Genomic DNA, 19049 nt, shown 5'->3' with positions numbered 1-19049 from the left:
GGCGCTAACGCGCCGCTCGGACAAGACCTCGCTGATGAGCGCGAACCGGTAAAGGTTCGCGCTCACCCCCCGTCGGGGCCGCGCGGCTCGGCGCGCCCAAATGCGCGGCGGCAGGCCCCACAAAGCGGCAGCCCTGCACATCGCCCGAGGCCCGCCGGCGGGCGGGGTGGCCGCGGGCGCGCTACGACTCGCGCCGGACCGAGGGCGGGCGCTCCGGCTGGATCTCCGCCGTCTTCACCCGATTGCCCTGGGTCTGCACGATGGTCACCGGATAACCGTCGATCAGCAGGCTCGTGCCCGCCTCGGGGATGGTCTCCAGCCGCTCGAGGATCAACCCGTTCAGGGTCTTCGGCCCGCTGGTCGACAGCTCCCAGCCCAGCACCCGATTCAGCTCCCGGATCGTCGCGCTGCCCTCGACCAGATAGGTTCCATCCTCCTGCCGGGTGATCGAGCGGGTCAGCGTGCCCGGATCCGTCGTGAATTCGCCGACGATCTCCTCGAGGATATCGTCCAGGGCCGCCAGGCCCAGGATCTCGCCGTACTCGTCCACCACCAGCCCGACGCGCTCGCGCTGGCGCTGGAACTTCAACAGCTGGGTGTGCAGCCCGGTGCCCTCCGGGATGAAGAACGGCTCGTGCAGCCGCGCCTGGAGGTCCTCCGGCGTGAAGCTGCCGCGGACCAGGTCGCCGACGATCCGGCGCACATGCACGAACCCCAGGACGTGGTCCACCGTGCCGCGGTAGACGGGCATGCGGGTGTACTGGCTGTTGGTCAGCCGTTCCAGGGTCTCCGGCCACGGATCGTCGAGGTCGATGCCGACGATCTCCGTGCGCGGGATCATGATGTCCTCCACCGTCGCCTCCTCCAGGTCGAGGATGCTCACCAGCATGTGCCGGTGGCGGCGGGGGATCATGTTGCCGGCCTCGTTGACGACGGTGCGCAGCTCCTCCTGGCTGAGCTCGGCGGCGCTGACGTCCTCGACCCGCACCCGGACGATGCTCAGTAGGGCGTTCGCCGCCGCATTGACTAGCCAGACCAGGGGGTAGAGCAGGCGCAGGAGCAGCCACAGCACGTAGCTGGCCGGGAAGGCCACGCGCTCTGGATGGACGGCGGCGAGCGTCTTGGGTGCCACCTCGGCGAAGATCAGGATCACCAGCGTCAGCAGGCCGGCGGCCACGGCGATGGCGCTCTCGCCGTGCAGGCGCAGGGCGATCAGCGTCGCCAGGGAGGAGGCGGCGATGTTGACGAAGTTGTTGCCGAGCAGGATCACCCCGAGGACCCGGTCCGGTCGCTGCAGGAGCCGCTCGGCGATGCGTGCACCGCGATGGCCCTGCTTGGCCAGGTGACGCATGCGGTAGCGGTTGAGCGACATGAGCGCCGTCTCCGAGCCCGAAAAGCAGCCGGAGAGGACGATCAGGCCGCCGAGGGCGGCGAAGAGCAGGCTGACGGGAATCGCTTCCAACGGGGGTCCGGGGCCTCGGTGGCTTCAGGTGCGAATGCGTCGGGCGACCGCCGGTTCGGCGCAGAGTCCGGCCAGATCGTCGCCATCCGGGCGCTGCGGGCGGTCGCGGTCGCGGTCGACGATGCAGAGAAAGCCCAGCGGCTCGTCGCCGCCGGTGGCGTGGATCTGGTGCCAGGCCCGCGGGGCGATGTAGACGCAATCCAGCGGGGTGACGACCTCGACCCGGTTGTCGAGGACCACCTCGGCGCGGCCGCGCACCACGATGACCACATGGGTGTGCTCGTGGCGCTCGAGCGTCGTGTAGCCGCCGGGCTCCACCTCGAAGTAGCGGGTCTCGAAGGCCGGAGCCTCCTGCCCAGACGGACGGCCGACCAGGGTCTGGCGGCGGGCACCACTGAAGTGGGTGCCCTCCGCCTTGTAGGCCTCTTCCTCGATGCCCTCCCAGCGGTAGCCCTGCTCGCGCAGGACGCGGGAGGCGTCGTGCTCCTCGCCGGTCATGCCGCTAACGGCCCTCCACCACGTCCTGCAGCCGGCGCGCCGCGGCGACCCGGTCGCCCTGGGCGTAGAGGCTGCCGCCGATCAGCAGCACGACGTCCGGGCCGTAGCGCTCGGCCCAGTACGGCGCCCGCTCGGCGTCGACCCCGCCGCCCGGGGTGGGCAGGGCGGGGCGGATGTCGCCCAGTGGCCGGCGCAGGCGGTCGTTGATGCGGTCACACAGGGCCTGATCGTAGGTCGGGAAGCGCCCTTCGGCGTTGGTGTAGACGACCATATCGGCGCCAAAGAGCCGGGTGATCTCGCCGAGCAGCAGGGCGGGGTCGATGCCGTGCTCGGCGCCGGCCACGGCCCCGGCGAAGGCCGGGTGGGCCATCAGCGCCATGTCGTAGCGCTCCCGGGCCCAGATCAGTGCGTCGAGGCCGGTCAGGAAGGGGCAGATGAGCACCGCCTTGCAGCCGGCCTCCTGGGCGGCGTCCAGGCGCTTGTCCAGTTCCCAGCGCGGCCCGGTGACGTTGGGCAGGTAGAGCGAGCGGCCGCCGGTCTCGGCGTTGACCTCGTGGACCGCCTGCTGGCACGCCTGTACCCGATCGACGAATCGGGAGGTGTCCTGATCGCAAAGGCCGTGGTCGTCCTTGATCAGGTCGATGCCGCCGCGGGCGAAGTCGGCGCAGAAGCCGGCCAGCGTGGCGGTATCCAGCCCCAGGGGCTTGAGCGCCGTGGAGCTCATCGGCCGCTCGGCGATGCCGAGCATCTCGCGCACGCCGGTGGTGCCGTAGCGCGGGCCGCCCAGGGCCTGCAGCAGGTTGGGCGTCCACTCGACGTCGGCCAGGCGGATTCCGCTCTTGAGCGAGATGTTGCCGAACAGGTTGTTGATCAGCTGCGTCGGCTCGAGACCGGTGATCGCCTCCGGGAAGTCCAGGACCAGGCGGTGGCGACCGTCGTCGAGGGCCGTCAGCTCCTGGATCGTCGGCACCACGTCGTCGTAGACGTGCGCCGGGATGCAGCGCGAGGGCAGCTCGGCGCTCTGCTCCAGGGCGATGCCCTTGGCCTTGTCATGGGGGTCTTCGCCGGGGCGGCAGGTCAGGTGGTAGGTGACGCGCAGGGTTTCGGCAGACAAGGTGGTTCCTCTCCGGTTCGGTCAGTTCTGGTTGGCGTTCGGGGGCGCGATGAGTTCGGCCACGCGGAGCAGGTCGCCGCCCTCGTCGAGGGCGCAGGTGACCGCGCTCTCGGCCGCCTCGAGCAGCAGATCGCGGTTGCTGCCGTGGTCCGGGTAGGCGGCGACTCCGGCGGAGACAGTCACCGGGCCGAGGGGGCGACCGCGCTGGTGGATGCGCAGCTCGGCCAGCTCCTCCCGGACCGCCTCGGCGCGCATGGCGCCGTTGTCCAGGCTGGCGTCGGGCAGCAGGATCCCGAAGCCGTTGTCACCAGCCCGGCAGCAGACGTCCGAGCCGCGGAAGGCGTGGTGTACGGCATCGGCCATCACCTGCAGCAGCCGGTCGGCGGTCTCGCTGCCGTGCTCGGCGGCGAAGGCCTCGAGGGTGTCCACCTCCAGGCGGATCAGCACCAGCCCGGCGTTCACGCGGCGGGCGCGGTGGAGCTCACGCTCCAGGGTGTCCTCCAGGTAGCGCCGGTTGAACAGCCCGGTGAGCGGGTCGCGGACGTTGCGGTGGCGCACCCGGCGCTTGAGGACGTGCCCGGAGAGGCTGATCGCTGCGGCGGTGGCCAGGCTCCGCAGCAGCTCCTGCTCGGCCTCGGATTCGATCTCCGGGCACGGGATGCGCAGCTCGGCGACGGTCAGGCCGTGGGCCTGCAGGGGCAGGCGCAGCTCATCGGTGGGGCCGCGCGGCAGCGTCGTGCGCAGGGAGCGCTCCTGGGGCGGAAGCACGACGCCGGCCTGCCAGCCGCCGCTGTGGTACCAGCCCTCGCGGTCGAGAGCGAGCTGCCAGAGCTCGCCGGAACTGCGCGGCAGCAGCCGGGCCGCGGTCTCGCAGAGGGTCTGCACGACCTCCTCCTGCCCGTGGCTCTCGGCCAGGGCGGTGAGATACCCTCCCAGGGCGGCGACGGTGTCGGCTTGCGCGTGTGCTGCGTGCTGTGCGCTCATGGCCCTCGGTACCCAGTCGGCGTTCAGACGGTTACCTTAAACCAACACCCCGCATACCAGCCAGTTGGAGTCACGACAGGAGGCGCCATGGCGCTGCTGACCACCGATCTCTGTGATGCCCACGCCGATGACCCGGGCGTGCAGCTGCGCGTGATGAACCCGATGCTCATCGGCTACGGCGGGCGCACCCGCTTCGGCGGCCGGGTGACCACGCTCAAGCTCTTCGAGGACAACGTCCGCGTCCGTGAGCTGCTCAGCGAGCCCGGCGACGGCGGCGTGCTGGTGGTCGACGGCGGCGGCTCCATGCGGTGCGCCCTGCTTGGCGACCGGCTGGCGGCGCTGGGGCGGGATAACGGCTGGTCCGGGGCGGTCATCTACGGCTGTGTGCGCGATAGCGCCGAGCTGGCGCAGATCGACTTCGGCGTCCAGGCGCTCAATACCCACCCGCTCAAGAGCCAGAAGAAGGGCCTGGGCGAGCGGGATGTCTCGGTGACCTTCGCCGGGGCCACGATCCAGTCGGGCGACTGGCTCTACGCCGACGAGGACGGGGTCATCGTGGCGACGCGCGAGTTGACCCTGTAGGGGCCCGGTAGCCGGGCAGCGAGTGATTCGGCAAGGGGGCAGCGGGCATGAGTGATCGTTCGGCATCGGTGCGTCTCGATCGCTGGCTGTGGGCGGCGCGCTTCTTCAAGACCCGCCGGCTGGCCGTCGAGGCGGTGCAGGGGGGCAAGGTCGATGTGGACGGCGCCCGGGCCAAGCCGAGCCGGGCGGTGCGCCCCGGGGACCGGCTGACCATCACGAAGGCGCAGCAGCGTTTCGAGGTGGTCGTCCGCGATGTGGCCGAGGAACGCGGGCCGGCCCGGGTGGCGGAGACCCTCTACGAGGAGACCGAGGCCAGCCGCGAGCGGCGTCAGCGGCAGGCTGAGCAACGCCGCGCGGCTGCGGCGTCCATGCCACGGCCGAGCCACCGCCCTGACCGGCGCGAGCGCCGGCGCCTGTCGGCATTCAAGAAGGGGAGCTAGCTGAAGTCCCGCGAACGGACGTCCAGCTCGCCGATCAGGGCCGAGAGATCCTCCAGGCGGCCGGCGATCAGGTGGCCGACGCCGTGCCGGTACTGCCACGTACCGGCCACCCCCAGCAGCCGGGCCTCGAGCAGGGGGCGGTGCTGCGCCTCGGCGGTGGCGCGGCGCACCACCAGGTTGATCCGGCCGGTCTCGTCCTCCAGCGTGACGAAGGTGATCCCTCCGGCCGATCCGGGGCGCTGGCGGTTGATGACCAGACCCGCGGCCCGCACCGGGCGGCCGTCCTTCGCATCGGCCAACTCGGCGGCGCTGCGGTAGCGCCGATCGCGCAGCTGTCGGCGGAGGAAGGCGACCGGGTGGCGGCGCAGGCTGAAGCCGGTGCTGGCGTAGTCGGCGAGGACCGCCTGGGACTCCCGGGCCGGTGCGAGGCTTGGCCGGTCGGTCTCGGCCGGCGGGGAGGGCAGCAAGGCGGTGCCCGCGTCAGCGCCCAGGGCCGCCCAGCTGGCCGCCCGGCGGTGCCCGGCGATGCCGCGCAGGGCATCGGCGCGGGCCAGGGCGCGGATATCGGCCCGCGACAGGCGGGCGCGGCGCTTGAGGTCGTTGACCCCGGTGAAGGGCGCCTGGCGGCGCGCGGCGGCCAGCCGCTCGGCGCCGGCGGTGGACAGCCCGCGGACCTGGTTCAGCCCGAGTCGCAACGCCGGCTGCGTATCGCCGGTTGACCGGGTGGGCTCGAGGGTACAGGTCGGCTCGCTGAAGCGTACGTCCACCGGGTGGATCGTCACGTCGTGCTCCCGGGCATCGCGGATGATCTGCGCCGGGGCGTAGAAACCCATGGGCTGGCTGTTGAGCAGGGCGGCGGCAAAGGCCGCTGGCTCATGGCACTTGAGCCACGCCGAGGCGTAGACCAGCAGCGCGAAGCTCGCGGCGTGGGACTCCGGGAAGCCGTACTCGCCGAAACCCTCGATCTGCTGATAGAGCCGCTCGGCGTAAGCGTCGGCGTAGCCGCGCTCGCGCATCCCCTCGATGAGCCGCTCGCGCAGCGGTGCCAGCCCGCCCTTCTTGCGCCAGGCGGCCATGGAGCGACGCAGCCGGTCGGCCTCGTCCGGGGTGAATCCCGCGGCCACCACCGCCAGCTCCATGGCCTGCTCCTGGAAGATCGGCACCCCGAGGGTGCGTTCCAGGACCCCGCGCACCTCCTCCGAGGGGTAGTCCACCGGCTCGCTGCCCTCGCGCCGGCGCAGGTAGGGGTGGACCATGTCGCCCTGGATGGGGCCGGGGCGGACGATGGAGATCTCGATGACCAGGTCGTAGAAGCAGCGCGGGCGCATCCGCGGCAGCATCGCCATCTGCGCCCGCGACTCGATCTGGAACACCCCCAGGGTGTCGGCGCGGCGGATCATGGCGTAGGTGGCCGGGTCCGCCGGGGGCAGGGTGGCCAGGGTCCAGGCGTGGCCGCGCCAATGGCGGATGAGTTCGAAGGCGCGGCGGATCACGCTGAGCATCCCCAGAGCGAGGACGTCCACCTTGAGCAGGCCGAGCGCCTCCAGGTCGTCCTTGTCCCACTGGATCACCGTGCGCCCGTCCATGGCGGCCGGCTCGATCGGCACCAGCTCGGTGACCGGGCCGCGGGCGATCACGAAGCCGCCGACGTGCTGCGACAGGTGCCGCGGAAAGCCGAGGAGTTCGCTGGCGAGCACATGCAGTCGGTGCGCGGTGGGCCCCTCCGGGTCTAGACCGGCACGGCGCAGCTGCTCGTCGCCGGCCGCCGAGCGGTCCCACGGCTGCAGCCCCTTGGCCAGGCGTTCGACGGTCTCCCGCGCCAGCCCCAGGGCCTTGGCCACGTCGCGCACCGCTGAGCGGGGCCGGTAGGCGATCACCGTGGCCGCCAGGGCGGCGCGGTGCCGGCCGTAGCGCTGGTAGATGTACTGGATGACCTCTTCGCGCCGGTGGTGCTCGAAGTCCACGTCGATATCCGGTGGTTCGCCGCGTTCGCGTGAGACGAAGCGCTCGAAGAGCACCGACTGGTGGGCCGGGTCCACCTCGGTGATGCCGAGGCAGAAGCAGACGACGGAGTTGGCCGCCGAGCCGCGGCCCTGGCAGAGGATGCCGCGCCCGCGGGCGAAGGCGACGAGATCGTGGACGGTCAGGAAGTAGTGCTCGTAGCCGAGTTCGGCGATGATTGCCAGCTCGCGCTCGTAGCTGGCCCGTACCCGCGGCGGCACCCCGTCGGGGTAGCGCCGGTGGGCCCCGGCCTCGACCAGGTGGTGCAGATGCGCTGCCGGGCTCGTGCCTTCGGGGACGACCTCCTCGGGGTACTCGTAGCGCAGCTCGTCCAGCGAGAAGGAGCAGCGCGCTGCCACCGCCGTGCTTTGTGCCAGCAGGTGGTGCGGGTAGCGCCGGGCCAGGGCGGCGCGCGGGCGCAGGTGGTGCTCGCCGTTGCTGGCCAGATGGGGGGTGACCTCGGCCACCGGGCGGCCGTGGCGGATGGCGGTCAGGGTGTCGTGCAGGGCGCGACGGCCCCGGGTGTGCATCTCGGCACCGGTGGCGGCCACCGCCGGCAGGCCGACGGCGGCGGCGCGGGCCTCCAGCTGCCGGCAGCGGGCGTCGTCGTCGGGGCCGCCGAGCAGCTCCACCGCCAGGTAGCCGCGCCCGGCAAAGCGTCGTGCGAACCAGTGCGCCTGGGCCTCGGCGTCGGCGGTCTCCTGCAGGGGCGGATCCGGCACGAGCAACCCGATGCACTCCGGTGCGGCGGTATCCAGATCCTCACGCGTGGCGTGGTAACGCCCTTTGGCGGCGCGGCTGCGGGCCAGGCTGATCAGGGCGCAGAGCTGTCCGTACGCCCGGCGGGTGGGGGCGAGAAGGACGACGCGCGGCCCGTCGGCCAGGTGCAGCTCGGTTCCGACGATCAAGTGCAGGCCGCGTTGCCGGGCGGCCTGCCAAGCGCGTACCGCCCCGGCCACCGAGCATTCGTCGGTGAGGGCCAGGGCGCGGTATCCCAGCTGCGCGGCCCGGGTGATGAGTTCCTCGGGTTGCGAGGCGCCGCGCCGGAAGGTGAAGGCGCTCAGGCAGTGGAGCTCCGCATACGCTGGGCTGGTGTCTTTGTATACACTGGTCATGGAAACAGTAGGCTGCCTCCTTGCCCGCCGAAAGGCAAGGGGGGGCAGCTCAGCGCCAGACGATGGGGAAGCGGCCGCTGGTGGCGTGGCGGAAGGCGTCGCTGCTGCGCTGGATGGCCACAACGGTGACCGCCGGGCAGAGGACGATCAGCATCAGGCCGAGCAGTCCTGCCGGCGGGTAGAGCAGGGAGATCGCCAGTACCGGGATCAGCATGATCACCAGGAACCACTCCAGGCTGGCGATGCGCTGGAGCATCCGCCGGGCGATGGGGCGGCCCTCGCGGATCCGTCCATCGCTGCGCAGCAGGACCACCGGCGGCCACAGCCAGGTGGCCGAGATGGTGAGCATGGCCGTGTGCAGCACCAGCCCCGAGGCGATCTCCAGCGCCGGCGCCGTGGTCCACGGGGCGGCGGCGCGCAGGCCGGCGTACTCGGCCACCGGGTCGCGCACGGCGTCACCGAGCAGGGCGACGACGGCGGCGACGAGCAGCGCCCCGGGGATCAGCCACAGCGCCTGCACCGCCCACAGCCGCATCAGGCGCCACAACCCGGACAGGTAGTGGGTCCTGGGCAGACCGTTTTGGGCCGCGGCAAGCAGCGTGCCCAGGGCAATGACCCCGGCGACGGCGACCCCGGTCAGCCAGGCGGTCAGCGCCAGGCGCAGCGGGAAGTCGAGCTCGCGGAGCTCGGCGTAGGCGTAGCCCGCTCCCTGGAGGGCAAGCAGGGTCGCGGCGATCAGGGGCAGGGTGACGACGAGCAGGCCGCGCAGCAGCAGGAGGGTGGCGTCGCGCAGCGTGGCGAGGATCAGATTGATCATCGGGGTACCGACTTCCGTGGACGCTTTAGTCTAACATCCCGCTGCGGCGCCACAGTTTCGGCGACAGGAGTGCTGAATGCAGGGCATGCAGGTCTTCACGTTCCTGGGCGGCATCGGCCTGTTCCTGCTGGGCATGCGGCTGATGAGCGACGGCCTGCGCGCGGCGGCCGGCGGTGCGCTGCGCGATATCCTGGCCGCCTCCACGCGGTCGCGGCTGCGCGGGCTGCTCTCGGGGGTACTGATCACCGCCGCGGTACAGTCCTCGAGCGCAGTGATCTTCGCCACGGTGGGCTTCGTGAACGCCGGGCTGCTGACCCTGACGCAGGCCATCGGGGTGATCTATGGCGCCAGCCTTGGGACCACGCTGACCAGTTGGATCGTCGCGGTGGTCGGCTTCAACGTCGACCTCCAGGCGCTGGCGCTGCCGGCCATCGGTCTCGGCGTGGGATTGCGGGTGGTCGCCGGCTCCGGGCGCCGTCAGGCGCTCGGCGATGCCATCGCCGGGTTCGGATTGTTCTTCCTGGGGCTGGATATCCTGCGCGGGACCTTCGCGGATGTGGGCGATCCGGGCATGCTCGCCGCCCTGGCCGGCCACGGGGTGTTGAGCCTGGTGCTGTTCGTCGGGATCGGCATGGTGCTGACCACGCTCACGCAGTCGTCCTCGGCGGCGCTGGCCATCACCCTGACCGCCGCTGCCGGCGGGCTGGTGCCCGAGCAGGCTGCGGCCGCCACGGTGATCGGCGCGGCGGTGGGGACCACCTCCACGGCGGTGTTCGCCACGCTGGGCGCCACCGCCAACGCCCAGCGCACTGCCTCGGCTCAGGTGATTTTCAACGCGGTGGCCGGTCTTGCGGCGCTGGTTGCCCTGGTGCCGCTGCTTGAGCTGGCCCACCACATCGTCGCCTGGCTGGGCCTGGAAGCGCACAAGGCGGTGGTGCTGGCCGTCTTCCATACCCTGATGATGCTCCTCGGGCTGGCCCTGATGTGGCCGGCCACGCCTCGCCTGGTGGCTTGGCTGGGGCGGCGCTTCCGCCGGGACGACCACACCCGGCCGCGCTATCTGGACGACAACGTGCTGACCACCCCCGCGCTGGCCCTCGACGCCGCCCGCCTGGAGGCCGAGCGCACCGGCGCCATGGCCCGCGCCATGGTCACGGCGGCGATCAGTGGTGGCGGGGCGGGGCAGCGCAGATGGCTCGAGGCCGAGCACCAGAAGCTGCAGCAGCTGGCGCTGACCATCAACGAGTTCGCCAACCGGATCGAGCGCAGCCACGGCGATCCGGCCATCGGCTCCAGCCTGGCCCACCTGCTGCGGGTGACGCAGTACCAGCAGAACATGGCCGAGCGCGCCGTGGCCTTGGCCCGGCTCGATGCCGACGGCGAGACCCGTATCGATGACCCGGAACTGGCCACTGCGGTGGACCGGCTGCTGGCCGAAGCGGTCCGCGGCATCGAGGCCACCGGCGCGGAGATCGATGCCTGGGACCGGCAGGCGGTGAAGACGACCCTGAAGGGCTTCGATCGCGAATACCAGCCGGTCAAGGAGCGGTTGCTGCGCGCCGGCGCCGCCGGGCAGCTACCGGTGCGGCGCATGGTGGCGGTGCTCGACCGCCTCTCGGCGGTCCGCCGGGCGCTGGATCAGGCCGCCAAGTCGGCCCGCTACCTGCGCAAGTTCCAGCACGCCGAGCGGGAGCTGGCGGACCCCGGGGAGCCCGGCGAGGGGTGAATGCTACACTGCAGCATCGGCGGGTAACCGCAAGGCGGGAGGTGGTATGCGCGAGGAAGCAGAGGGCTCCGGCCAGGAGCGGGCGGACTGGCACGCACGCGAGAGCGCCGAGGTGGTCCGCCGGCTCGGGGCGCAACCGGGCAACGGACTGACCGGTGAGGAGGCCGGGCAGCGACTTGAGCAGTACGGCCCCAACCGCCTGCGCCCGCCCGAGCGCGAGGGCCCGATCAGGCGCTTTCTCAAGCAGTTCCACAATGTCCTGATCTACATCCTGATCGTTGCCGGCGTGGTCACCGCACTGCTCGGCCATTACCTGGACAGTGCGGTGATCTTCGGCGTGGTGGTGATCAACGCCGTCATCGGCCACGTGCAGGAGGGCAAGGCCGAAAAGGCCCTGGACGCCATCCGCGGCATGCTCTCGCCCCGGGCCGTGGTGCTGCGCGACGGCGAGCGCATGACCGTCGACGCCGAGGACCTGGTCCCCGGCGACATCGTCCTGCTCGAGGCCGGCGACCGCGTGCCTGCCGACGTGCGCATCCTCGAGGCACGCAACCTGCGCCTGGACGAGGCGGTGCTCACCGGCGAGTCGGTGCCGGTGGAGAAAGCGGACGAGCCGGTGGCTGCCGACGCCGAACTCGGTGATCGCAAATCGTTGGCCTTCTCCGGCACCCTGGTCGCCTACGGCCGCGGCCAGGGCGTGGTCGTGGCCACCGGCGAAGCCACCGAGATCGGCAAGGTCAGCAGCCTGATCGCCGGGGTGGAGTCGATCACCACGCCGTTGCTGCGCCAGGTTGCCGAGTTCGGACGCTGGCTGTCGGTGGCGATCGTCCTGCTCGCCGGGGCGACCTTCCTCATCGGCTACTACCTGCAGGCCTACACCGCCATCGAGACGTTCCTCGCCGCGGTGGCCCTGGCCGTCGCCGCCATCCCCGAGGGGCTGCCGGCGATCATGACCATTACGCTGGCCATCGGCGTGCAGCGCATGGCCGGGCGCAACGCCATCATTCGGCGTCTGCCGGCGGTGGAGACCCTGGGGTCGGTCACCACCATCTGCTCGGACAAGACCGGCACGCTGACCCGCAACGAGATGACCGTGCGTAGCGTGGTCACCGCCGGGCAGGCGTACGAAGTCAGTGGCGTGGGCTACGTCCCCGACGGGGCCTTCCACCGCGACGGCGACGAGGCGGTGAGCGCTGCTGACGAGCCGGTCCTGGCACAGATGCTGCGCGGCGTGGCGCTGTGCAACGAGTCGGCCCTCTACCACCGGGACGGCGACTGGCGCCTGGAGGGCGATCCCACCGAGGGGGCGCTGATGGTGGCGGCGGTCAAGGGCGGCTTCGAACGCCGCGAGCTCGATCGCGCCTTCCCGCGGGTGGACGTGATCCCCTTCGAGTCGTCCTACAAGTTCATGGTGACCCTCCACCGCGAGCGCGAGGACGGCGGGCTGCTGATCATGAAGGGCGCCCCGGAGCGTGTGCTGGCCGCCTGCACCCAGGAGCGGACCGCCGACGGCGATCGCCCGCTGGACCGGGACGGCTGGCAGGAGGTGCTCGATGGCATCGCCTCGCGGGGTCAGCGGCTGCTGGCGGTGGCGGTCAAGGAGACCGACCCCGACCACCGCGAGCTGCTCTTCTCCGACGTCGAGGAGGGCATGGTGCTGCTCGGGGTCATGGGCATCATCGACCCGCCCCGCGAGGAGGCCATCGAGGCGGTGACCGAGTGCCACCGGGCCGGGATCGGGGTGAAGATGATCACCGGCGATCACGCCCTGACCGCCGGAGCCATCGGCGAGCAGTTGGGTATCCGCGGCCGGCCGCTGGTCGGCCACGAGATCGAGGCCATGGACGACGACGAGCTGGGTCGTCGTTGCCTGGAGACCGATGTCTTCGCCCGCACCACGCCCATTCACAAGCTGCGCCTGGTCCAGGCCCTGCAAGGGCACGGCCAGATCGTGGCGATGACCGGGGATGGGGTCAACGATGCCCCCGCGCTCAAGCGCGCCGACGTCGGCATCTCCATGGGCAACAAGGGCACCGAGGCGGCCAAGGAGGCCTCGGAGATGGTGCTCGCCGACGACAACTTCGCCTCCATCGCCCACGCGGTGGAGGAAGGGCGCACCGTCTACGACAACCTCAAGAAGGCGATCCTTTACCTGCTGCCCACCAACGGCGGTCAGGCGTTCACCATCGTCATCGCCATCATGTTCGGGCTGACCCTGCCGGTCACCCCGGTGCAGGCGCTGTGGATCAACATGGTCACCGCCGTCACCCTGGCCCTGGCGCTGGCCTTCGAGCCCCCGGAGCCGGGGTTGATGGAACGCCGACCGCGGGATCCGGCCAAGCCGATCCTCTCGGGCTTTCTCATTTGGCGGGTCCTGTTCGTGTCGGTGTTGCTGGTGATCGGCACCTTCGGTCACTACGTCTACATGGAGGCGCAGGGGGTCAGCGATGAGTTGGCTCGCTCGGTGGCTATCAACACCCTGGTCATGGGGCAGGTCTTCTACCTGTTCAACGCCCGCTACATCCTCGAGCCGGTGACCAGCGTCGCCGGCCTGTTCGGCAGCCGGGCGGTGCTGATCGCCATCGGCGTGCTCATCGTCCTGCAGGGGCTGTTTACCTACGCCCCGCCGGTGCAGGCACTGTTTGGCACCGCCGGGCTGGGCCCGGAGGAGTGGCTGCGGGTGCTGATCTTCGGGATCCTGCTCTTTGGTGTCGTGGAGCTGGAGAAGGCTGTGCTGCGGCGGCGGATCTCGCCGGAGGACTGACCCCGTCGGTCGTGGGTCCGCTGCGGCGCCGCGGCCCGGCCGGGCGGCTCCTCCCGGGGCGGCGCCCGCGGTTCCGCTAGCGATCCTCGTCTCGCCTGTCAAGACTTGAAATCACTACTGGTTGGGGTAACCTCTCCCGGTAACTACTACATATGGTGTTTCCCGCGAGCGTCGCCAGATCGGGGCCAGCGCCCGTCGCGCCGGCCCACAGGGGTTTTTTTGCTCGCGGTTCAGATCGAGCGGTTCAGGCAAGGGGGACGATCCATGACCAAGCGCGCCGAGAGCAAGGTCCAGGCGATGCGCCAGTCGGCCGGCGATGTGCCGATCCAGAGCGCCTCCCTCGACATTTGGGATAAGAAGTACCGGCTCAAGACCAAGGCCGAGGAGCCGGTCGACGGCAGCATCGACGAGACCTATCAGCGCGTCGCCCGGGCGCTGGCCGAGGTGGAGGAGACCGAGGCCAAGCAGGAGCATTGGTATGAGCGCTTTCTCTGGGCGCTGCGCCACGGCGCGGTACCGGCGGGCCGGATCATCTCCAACGCCGGGGCTTGGGACCACAAGCCGGCCACGTCCACGATCAACTGCACCGTCTCCGGCACCATCCACGACTCCATGGACGGCATTCTCAAGCGGGTCCACGAGGCGGGGCTGACCCTCAAAAGCGGTGCCGGCATCGGCTACGAGTTCAGCACCCTGCGCCCGCGCGGCGCCTACGTCTCCGGCGCCGGCGCCTACACCTCCGGGCCCCTGTCGTTCATGGACATCTACGACAAGATGTGCTTCACCGTCTCCTCCGCTGGCGGGCGGCGGGGTGCGCAGATGGCCACCTTCGACGTGGGCCATCCGGACGTGACCGACTTCATCCGCGCCAAGCGCGAGGACGGTCGCCTGCGCCAGTTCAATCTGTCGCTGCTGATCACCGACGCCTTCATGCAGGCCATGGAGGCCGATGCGGAGTGGCCGCTGGCCTTCCCGCTGACCGAGGACGAGGTCGCTGCCGAGGCGATCGATCTTCAGGATCCGGAGCAGGTCCTCTGGCGCGAGTGGCCCACCCGTGCGGGGTACGTCACCGATGGGGAGGGCCGCGTGGCCTGCCGAATCTACCGGCGGGTCAAGGCGCGCCATTTGTGGAACCTGATCATGACCTCCACGTACGACTACGCGGAGCCCGGGTTTATCCTCATCGATCAGTACAACGAGTTGAACAACAACTGGTTCTGCGAGGAGATCCGGGCCACGAACCCGTGCGTTACGGCCGAGACCTGGGTCCAGACGGACCAGGGGCCGCGCCAGGTGGCGGATCTGATCGGGACACCGTTCCGGGCCCGTGTTCACGGCGAGGATCACGATACCGGTGCCGACGGCTTCTTCCACACCGGCCGCAAGCCGGTGGTTCGCCTGCGCACCCGGGATGGCATGAGCCTGCGCCTGACCGCTGATCACCAGGTTCGCCGGGTCACCCGGCTCACGCGCTGGCAGCGAGAGGAGGCGTGGTGCCCGGCCGGCGAGTTGGCAGCAGGGGACCAGGTCGTGCTCCACGACCATCGTGCCGGCACCGAATGGGCGGGCCCCTATAGCGAGGATGACGGCTATCTGATGGGACTGCTCGTCGGCGACGGGACGGTCGAGCGCGACGGTCAGGCCATCCTGTCGGCGTGGCGGCCTGCAGCGGTCGCCAACGCGCCGCAGGCCAGCGGCGTGGACGGCGTCATGGCCGCGGCCGAGGTGGCGGCGCGTGCACACCAGCACCGTGCGGATTTCGCCGGCTGGCGGGAGGTGGCGGGACGCAACGAGTTCCGCCTGTCGACGGCGGCGATCAGTGCGCTGGCCGCCGAGCTGGGACTCTCTGCCGAGGACAAGCGCCCCACCGAGGCCATCGAGCGCACCTCCAGCGCATTCCACCGGGGTTTCCTGCGCGGCCTGTTCGATGCCGACGGATCCGTGCAGGGTGGGCAGCACAAGGGCGTCTCCATCCGTCTCGCGCAGTCCGACCAGTCGAGCCTGGAGGCGGTGCAGCGGATGTTGCTGCGCCTGGGTGTCGTCGGGCGCATCTACGCCAACCGGCGGGCCGCCGGTGAATCGGAATTGCCCGACGGCCAGGGCGGTCGCCGGGCGTATCCGATCCGGGCCCAGCACGAGCTGATCATCACCGGCGAGAATCTGCGCACCTTCCGCGACGAGGTGGGCTTCGCGGATACCGACAAACGCCGTCGGCTGGATGCGGCCCTCGGCGGCTATCAGCGCCGGCTCAACCGCGAGCGTTTCGTCGCCGAGGTCGCCTCGGTGGAAGCCGATGGTGAGGCGGACGTCTACGATGTGCAGGTGCCCGGCGTGAACGCCTTCGACGCCCAGGGCGTGATGGTCCATAACTGCGGTGAGCAGGGGCTGCCGCCCTACGGCGCCTGCCTGCTCGGCTCGATCAACCTGACCATGTTCGTGCGTGACCCCTTCACGCCGCAGGCCCGCTTCGACTGGGACGAGTTCCGTGAGGCGGTGGCGGTGTTCACGCGGATGCTCGATAACACGGTCGAGATCAACGGCCTGCCGCTGGAGCAGCAGCGTGCCGAGATCGAGCGCAAGCGCCGCCACGGCATGGGCTTTTTGGGGCTCGGGTCGACGGTGACGATGCTGCGCATGAAATACGGCGACGCCGATTCGGTGGCGTTCACCGAGGAAGTGGCCAAGCAGATGGCGCTGACGGGCTGGCGCACCGGTCTCGAACTGGCGCAGGAGAAGGGGCCGGCGCCGATCATGGAGGAGCTCTTCGAGCTGACCCCGGAGCTGATGCGAAAGCGCCCCGAACTGCGCGAGGACGGCTACGAAGTCGGGGAGCAGGTCCCGGGCCGTGTCCTGTGGGGCCGCTACTCGCGCTACATGCAGCGGATCGCCGCGGAAGATCCGCAACTGGTCGATGAGCTCGCCCAAGTGGGGGCGCGCTTCACCCACCACAGCTCCATCGCGCCCACGGGCACCATCTCCCTGTCGTTGGCCAACAACGCCAGCAACGGCATCGAGCCGTCCTTCGCCCACCACTACGTGCGCAACGTCATCCGCGAGGGGCGCAAGACCAAGGAGCCGGTAGACGTCTTCTCCTTTGAACTGCTTGCCTACCGCCACTTCGTCGACGGCGACGCGCTACCCGAGGGCGGTGAAGAGGGAGCGGGCAAGCTGCCGGATTACTTCATCAGCGCCGACCAGGTGACGCCGAAGCAGCACGTGGACATCCAGGCGGCCGCGCAGCGCTGGGTGGATTCGTCCATCTCCAAGACGGCCAACGTGCCCACGGACTACCCCTACGAGGATTTCAAGGACATCTACCGCTACGCCTACCAGCAGGGACTGAAGGGGTGCACGACCTTCCGCTTCAACCCGGAAGTCTTTCAGGGCGTGCTGGTCAAGGAGAAGGACCTCTCCGAGACCACCTATCGCTTCCATCTGGAGGACGGCACCGTGATCGAGGCGCAGGGTGACGAGGAGATCGAGTACGACGGCGAAACCCACAGTGCCGCCAACCTCTACGAGGCGCTGAAGGAGGGGTACTACGGCAAGTTCTGAGTCGCCGTACCCTGGCGCGCTACGCCCGGACGGGGTTGTCTCTGTCCGGTGCGCAACGCCGGGTACCCGCAGACTGCCTAAGCCCGGAAACCGAACCGCAGCCCCGAAGCGGGGGGAGCAACGCAATGGCCAAGAAAATCGAGACGAGCATCGTCGACTACGAGGTGGTCCGCAACGAGCCGGATGCGCCGGAGCAGGGTCAGGAGGCCGCCGGTGGGCAGCCGGAGGCCGATATCCAGCACATGCACGAGCATATCGAGCGCCCTGAAGCGCTCCACGGCTCGACCTACAAGATCAAGACGCCGCTCTCGGAGCACGCCCTGTACGTCACCATCAACGACGTCATCCTTAATCCGGGGACCGAGCACGAGATCCGCCGCCCCTTCGAGATCTTCATCAACTCGAAGAACATGGACCACTTCCAGTGGATCGTAGCCCTGACGCGGATCATCTCGGCGGTCTTCCGCAAGGGCGGCGATTGCACCTTCCTCGCCGAAGAGCTGCGCTCGGTCTTCGACCCGCGGGGCGGATACTTCAAGCGTGGCGGGCGGTTCATGCCCTCGCTGGTGGCCGAGATCGGCGACGTCATCGAGACCCACCTGCGTGAGATCGGCATGATGGAGCCGGAGGGTCTCGACGAGCACCAGCGGCGCTTCATCGAGCAGAAACGGGCTGAGGTTGAGGGCGGCGGTCCGGCCGCGAACAACGGTGATGGCGAGTCCGGTGCCTTCCCGGAGGGGGCGCAGCTGTGCGAAAAGTGTCATACCAAGGCGATGGTGCAGATGGAAGGGTGTCTGACCTGCCTCAACTGCGGGGAGTCGAAGTGCGGCTGAGGAGTTCGCCGGGGGTGTGGCTGCGGGCGGCCCGCCGGCTGCGTGGCGGCAGCACGCCCCCCCGAGCGGTGGCCGATTGGCCCGGGTTGTGCTTTCCGCCCCTGCAGCTCTGGAATGCGCCGCCAAGTCCCGCCATGCTGCGTGAACTGGAGAGGGAACATCAGCAGAGACAGGCATGGTGAACCAGAACCGGGAGACTCCGCGGGTGGCCCTGGCGCTGGGCAGTGGCTCGGCGCGGGGCTGGGCGCACATCGGCATCATCCGCGCCCTGGAAAGGGCCGGCGTGCGCCCGCAGGTGGTGGTTGGTACATCCATCGGGGCGCTGGTCGGGGCCTTCTACGCCGCCGGCAAGCTCGACGAGCTCGAGCCGTGGGTGCGCAAGCTGACCCGGCGCGATGTGCTGGGCATGCTCGACCCGACCCTGCGTACCACCGGCGGACTGATCGAGGGGCGCCGGCTCTACGATTTTTACCAGGAACACCTCTCGGGCGCGGCCATCGAGGGGCTGGCCATGCCCTATGCTGCTGTGGCCACGACCCTCGGCCGCGGTACCGAGGTTTGGCTGCGCGAGGGGGATCTGGCCGACGCCGTGCGCGCCTCGAGTGCGTTGCCGGGGGTGTTCAGCCCGGTGCGTCGAGGCGGCGACTGGCTCGTTGACGGCGGGCTGGTCAACCCCGTCCCGGTCAGCGTCTGTCGGGCCCTCGACGCCGATGTGGTCATCGCCGTCAACCTCAACGGCGATCTGGTCGGACGGCACCTGCGCGAGAGCGCCCACCACGCCGGTGCGGGTGTGGATCCGGAACGCTGGCTGCAGCAATTGCCCGCCGGCGTGCGCAGCCGCGCCAAGACCCTGGTGGGGCTGTGGGGCGACTGGACCGGGGCGCGGGATGCCGAGCGCAGCGAGGCACCGGGGGTCTTCGAGGTTCTCGCCGGGTCGCTGAACATCATGCAGGACCGCATCACCCGCAGCCGTATGGCCGGCGATCCGCCCGAGCTGATGCTTGCCCCCCGCCTGGCCCACATCGGCCTGCTCGAGTTCCACCGCGCCGAGGAGGCGATCAGCATCGGCGAGGCCATGGTCGAGCGGATGCTCCCCTCCATTCAGGATCTGTTCCAAAAAGGCTCCGGCAATCAGGTAGGATGACGCCGCACCGGCGT

13 protein-coding genes are annotated in these 19049 nt (G+C 70.2%); 7 read left to right on the top strand and 6 right to left on the bottom strand.

The genetic code is table 11. From position 1 onward, the window contains the following. Positions 1–181: 181 nt before the first annotated feature. The 4 genes from LRG10_RS05960 to LRG10_RS05945 are packed head-to-tail and all read right to left on the bottom strand — an operon-like array spanning position 182 to position 4058. Complete coding sequence (locus tag LRG10_RS05960) at positions 182–1462, bottom strand: HlyC/CorC family transporter (protein ID WP_201168446.1); 1281 nt, start codon at positions 1460–1462, stop codon at positions 182–184. Positions 1463–1486: 24 nt separating this feature from the next. Next, positions 1487–1960 carry a cupin domain-containing protein gene (locus LRG10_RS05955; protein ID WP_201168444.1) on the bottom strand — a complete coding sequence of 158 codons (474 nt, stop codon included), beginning with the start codon at positions 1958–1960 and terminating at the stop codon, positions 1487–1489. A 4-nt stretch (positions 1961–1964) separates the two neighbouring features. Beyond that, entirely contained in the window at positions 1965–3074 is a 1110-nt protein-coding gene (locus LRG10_RS05950) for a RuBisCO large subunit C-terminal-like domain-containing protein (protein ID WP_238634948.1), read from the bottom strand. A gap of 21 nt (positions 3075–3095) precedes the next feature. Continuing rightward, entirely contained in the window at positions 3096–4058 is a 963-nt protein-coding gene (locus tag LRG10_RS05945; protein WP_201243140.1) for a GGDEF domain-containing protein, read from the bottom strand. Between the two features lie 87 nt (positions 4059–4145). On the opposite strand from LRG10_RS05945, the gene rraA reads away from it, so the two are divergent. Further along, the gene (rraA, locus tag LRG10_RS05940; RefSeq protein WP_201168440.1) at positions 4146–4640 is read left to right on the top strand and encodes a ribonuclease E activity regulator RraA; all 495 of its coding nucleotides are present in this window, start codon (positions 4146–4148) and stop codon (positions 4638–4640) included. Positions 4641–4687: 47 nt separating this feature from the next. After that, entirely contained in the window at positions 4688–5080 is a 393-nt protein-coding gene (locus LRG10_RS05935; protein ID WP_201168439.1) for an RNA-binding S4 domain-containing protein, read from the top strand. Here the strand turns inward: LRG10_RS05935 and LRG10_RS05930 are convergent. Together LRG10_RS05930 and LRG10_RS05925 are read right to left on the bottom strand one after the other, a co-directional pair. Then, positions 5077–8196 (bottom strand): error-prone DNA polymerase, encoded by a 3120-nt coding sequence (locus tag LRG10_RS05930; RefSeq protein ID WP_238634947.1) that lies wholly within the window; start codon positions 8194–8196, stop codon positions 5077–5079. The two genes, LRG10_RS05935 and LRG10_RS05930, sit on opposite strands and share 4 nt — an antisense overlap. Before the next feature lie 49 nt (positions 8197–8245). Then, a complete protein-coding gene (locus LRG10_RS05925) occupies positions 8246–9013 on the bottom strand; it encodes a hypothetical protein (protein WP_201243022.1) in 768 nt (255 codons plus the stop codon). A gap of 76 nt (positions 9014–9089) precedes the next feature. Between LRG10_RS05925 and LRG10_RS05920 the strand changes: the two genes are divergently transcribed. From LRG10_RS05920 to LRG10_RS05900, 5 genes are all read left to right on the top strand, one after another. Beyond that, positions 9090–10739: a Na/Pi cotransporter family protein gene (locus LRG10_RS05920; RefSeq protein ID WP_201168436.1), complete on the top strand. Its 1650-nt coding sequence runs from the start codon at positions 9090–9092 to the stop codon at positions 10737–10739. A 46-nt stretch (positions 10740–10785) separates the two neighbouring features. After that, positions 10786–13503: a cation-transporting P-type ATPase gene (locus tag LRG10_RS05915; protein ID WP_238634946.1), complete on the top strand. Its 2718-nt coding sequence runs from the start codon at positions 10786–10788 to the stop codon at positions 13501–13503. A 264-nt stretch (positions 13504–13767) separates the two neighbouring features. Further along, positions 13768–17058: an LAGLIDADG family homing endonuclease gene (locus tag LRG10_RS05910; RefSeq protein WP_238634945.1), complete on the top strand. Its 3291-nt coding sequence runs from the start codon at positions 13768–13770 to the stop codon at positions 17056–17058. 125 nt (positions 17059–17183) lie between these two features. Then, positions 17184–17891, top strand: a complete 708-nt coding sequence (locus LRG10_RS05905; RefSeq protein ID WP_201168431.1) for an NrdJb — start codon at positions 17184–17186, stop codon at positions 17889–17891. Between the two features lie 175 nt (positions 17892–18066). Next, on the top strand, positions 18067–19035 hold the full coding sequence (locus LRG10_RS05900; RefSeq protein ID WP_201168429.1) for a patatin-like phospholipase family protein: 969 nt from the start codon (positions 18067–18069) through the stop codon (positions 19033–19035). Positions 19036–19049 lie beyond the last annotated feature (14 nt).

The organism is Halorhodospira sp. 9628 (assembly GCF_022228075.1).
Lineage (GTDB): Bacteria > Pseudomonadota > Gammaproteobacteria > Nitrococcales > Halorhodospiraceae > Halorhodospira > Halorhodospira halophila_A.
Note: the sequence above shows the minus strand (reverse complement) of the source record. Positions and strands in the feature narration are given on the sequence as shown.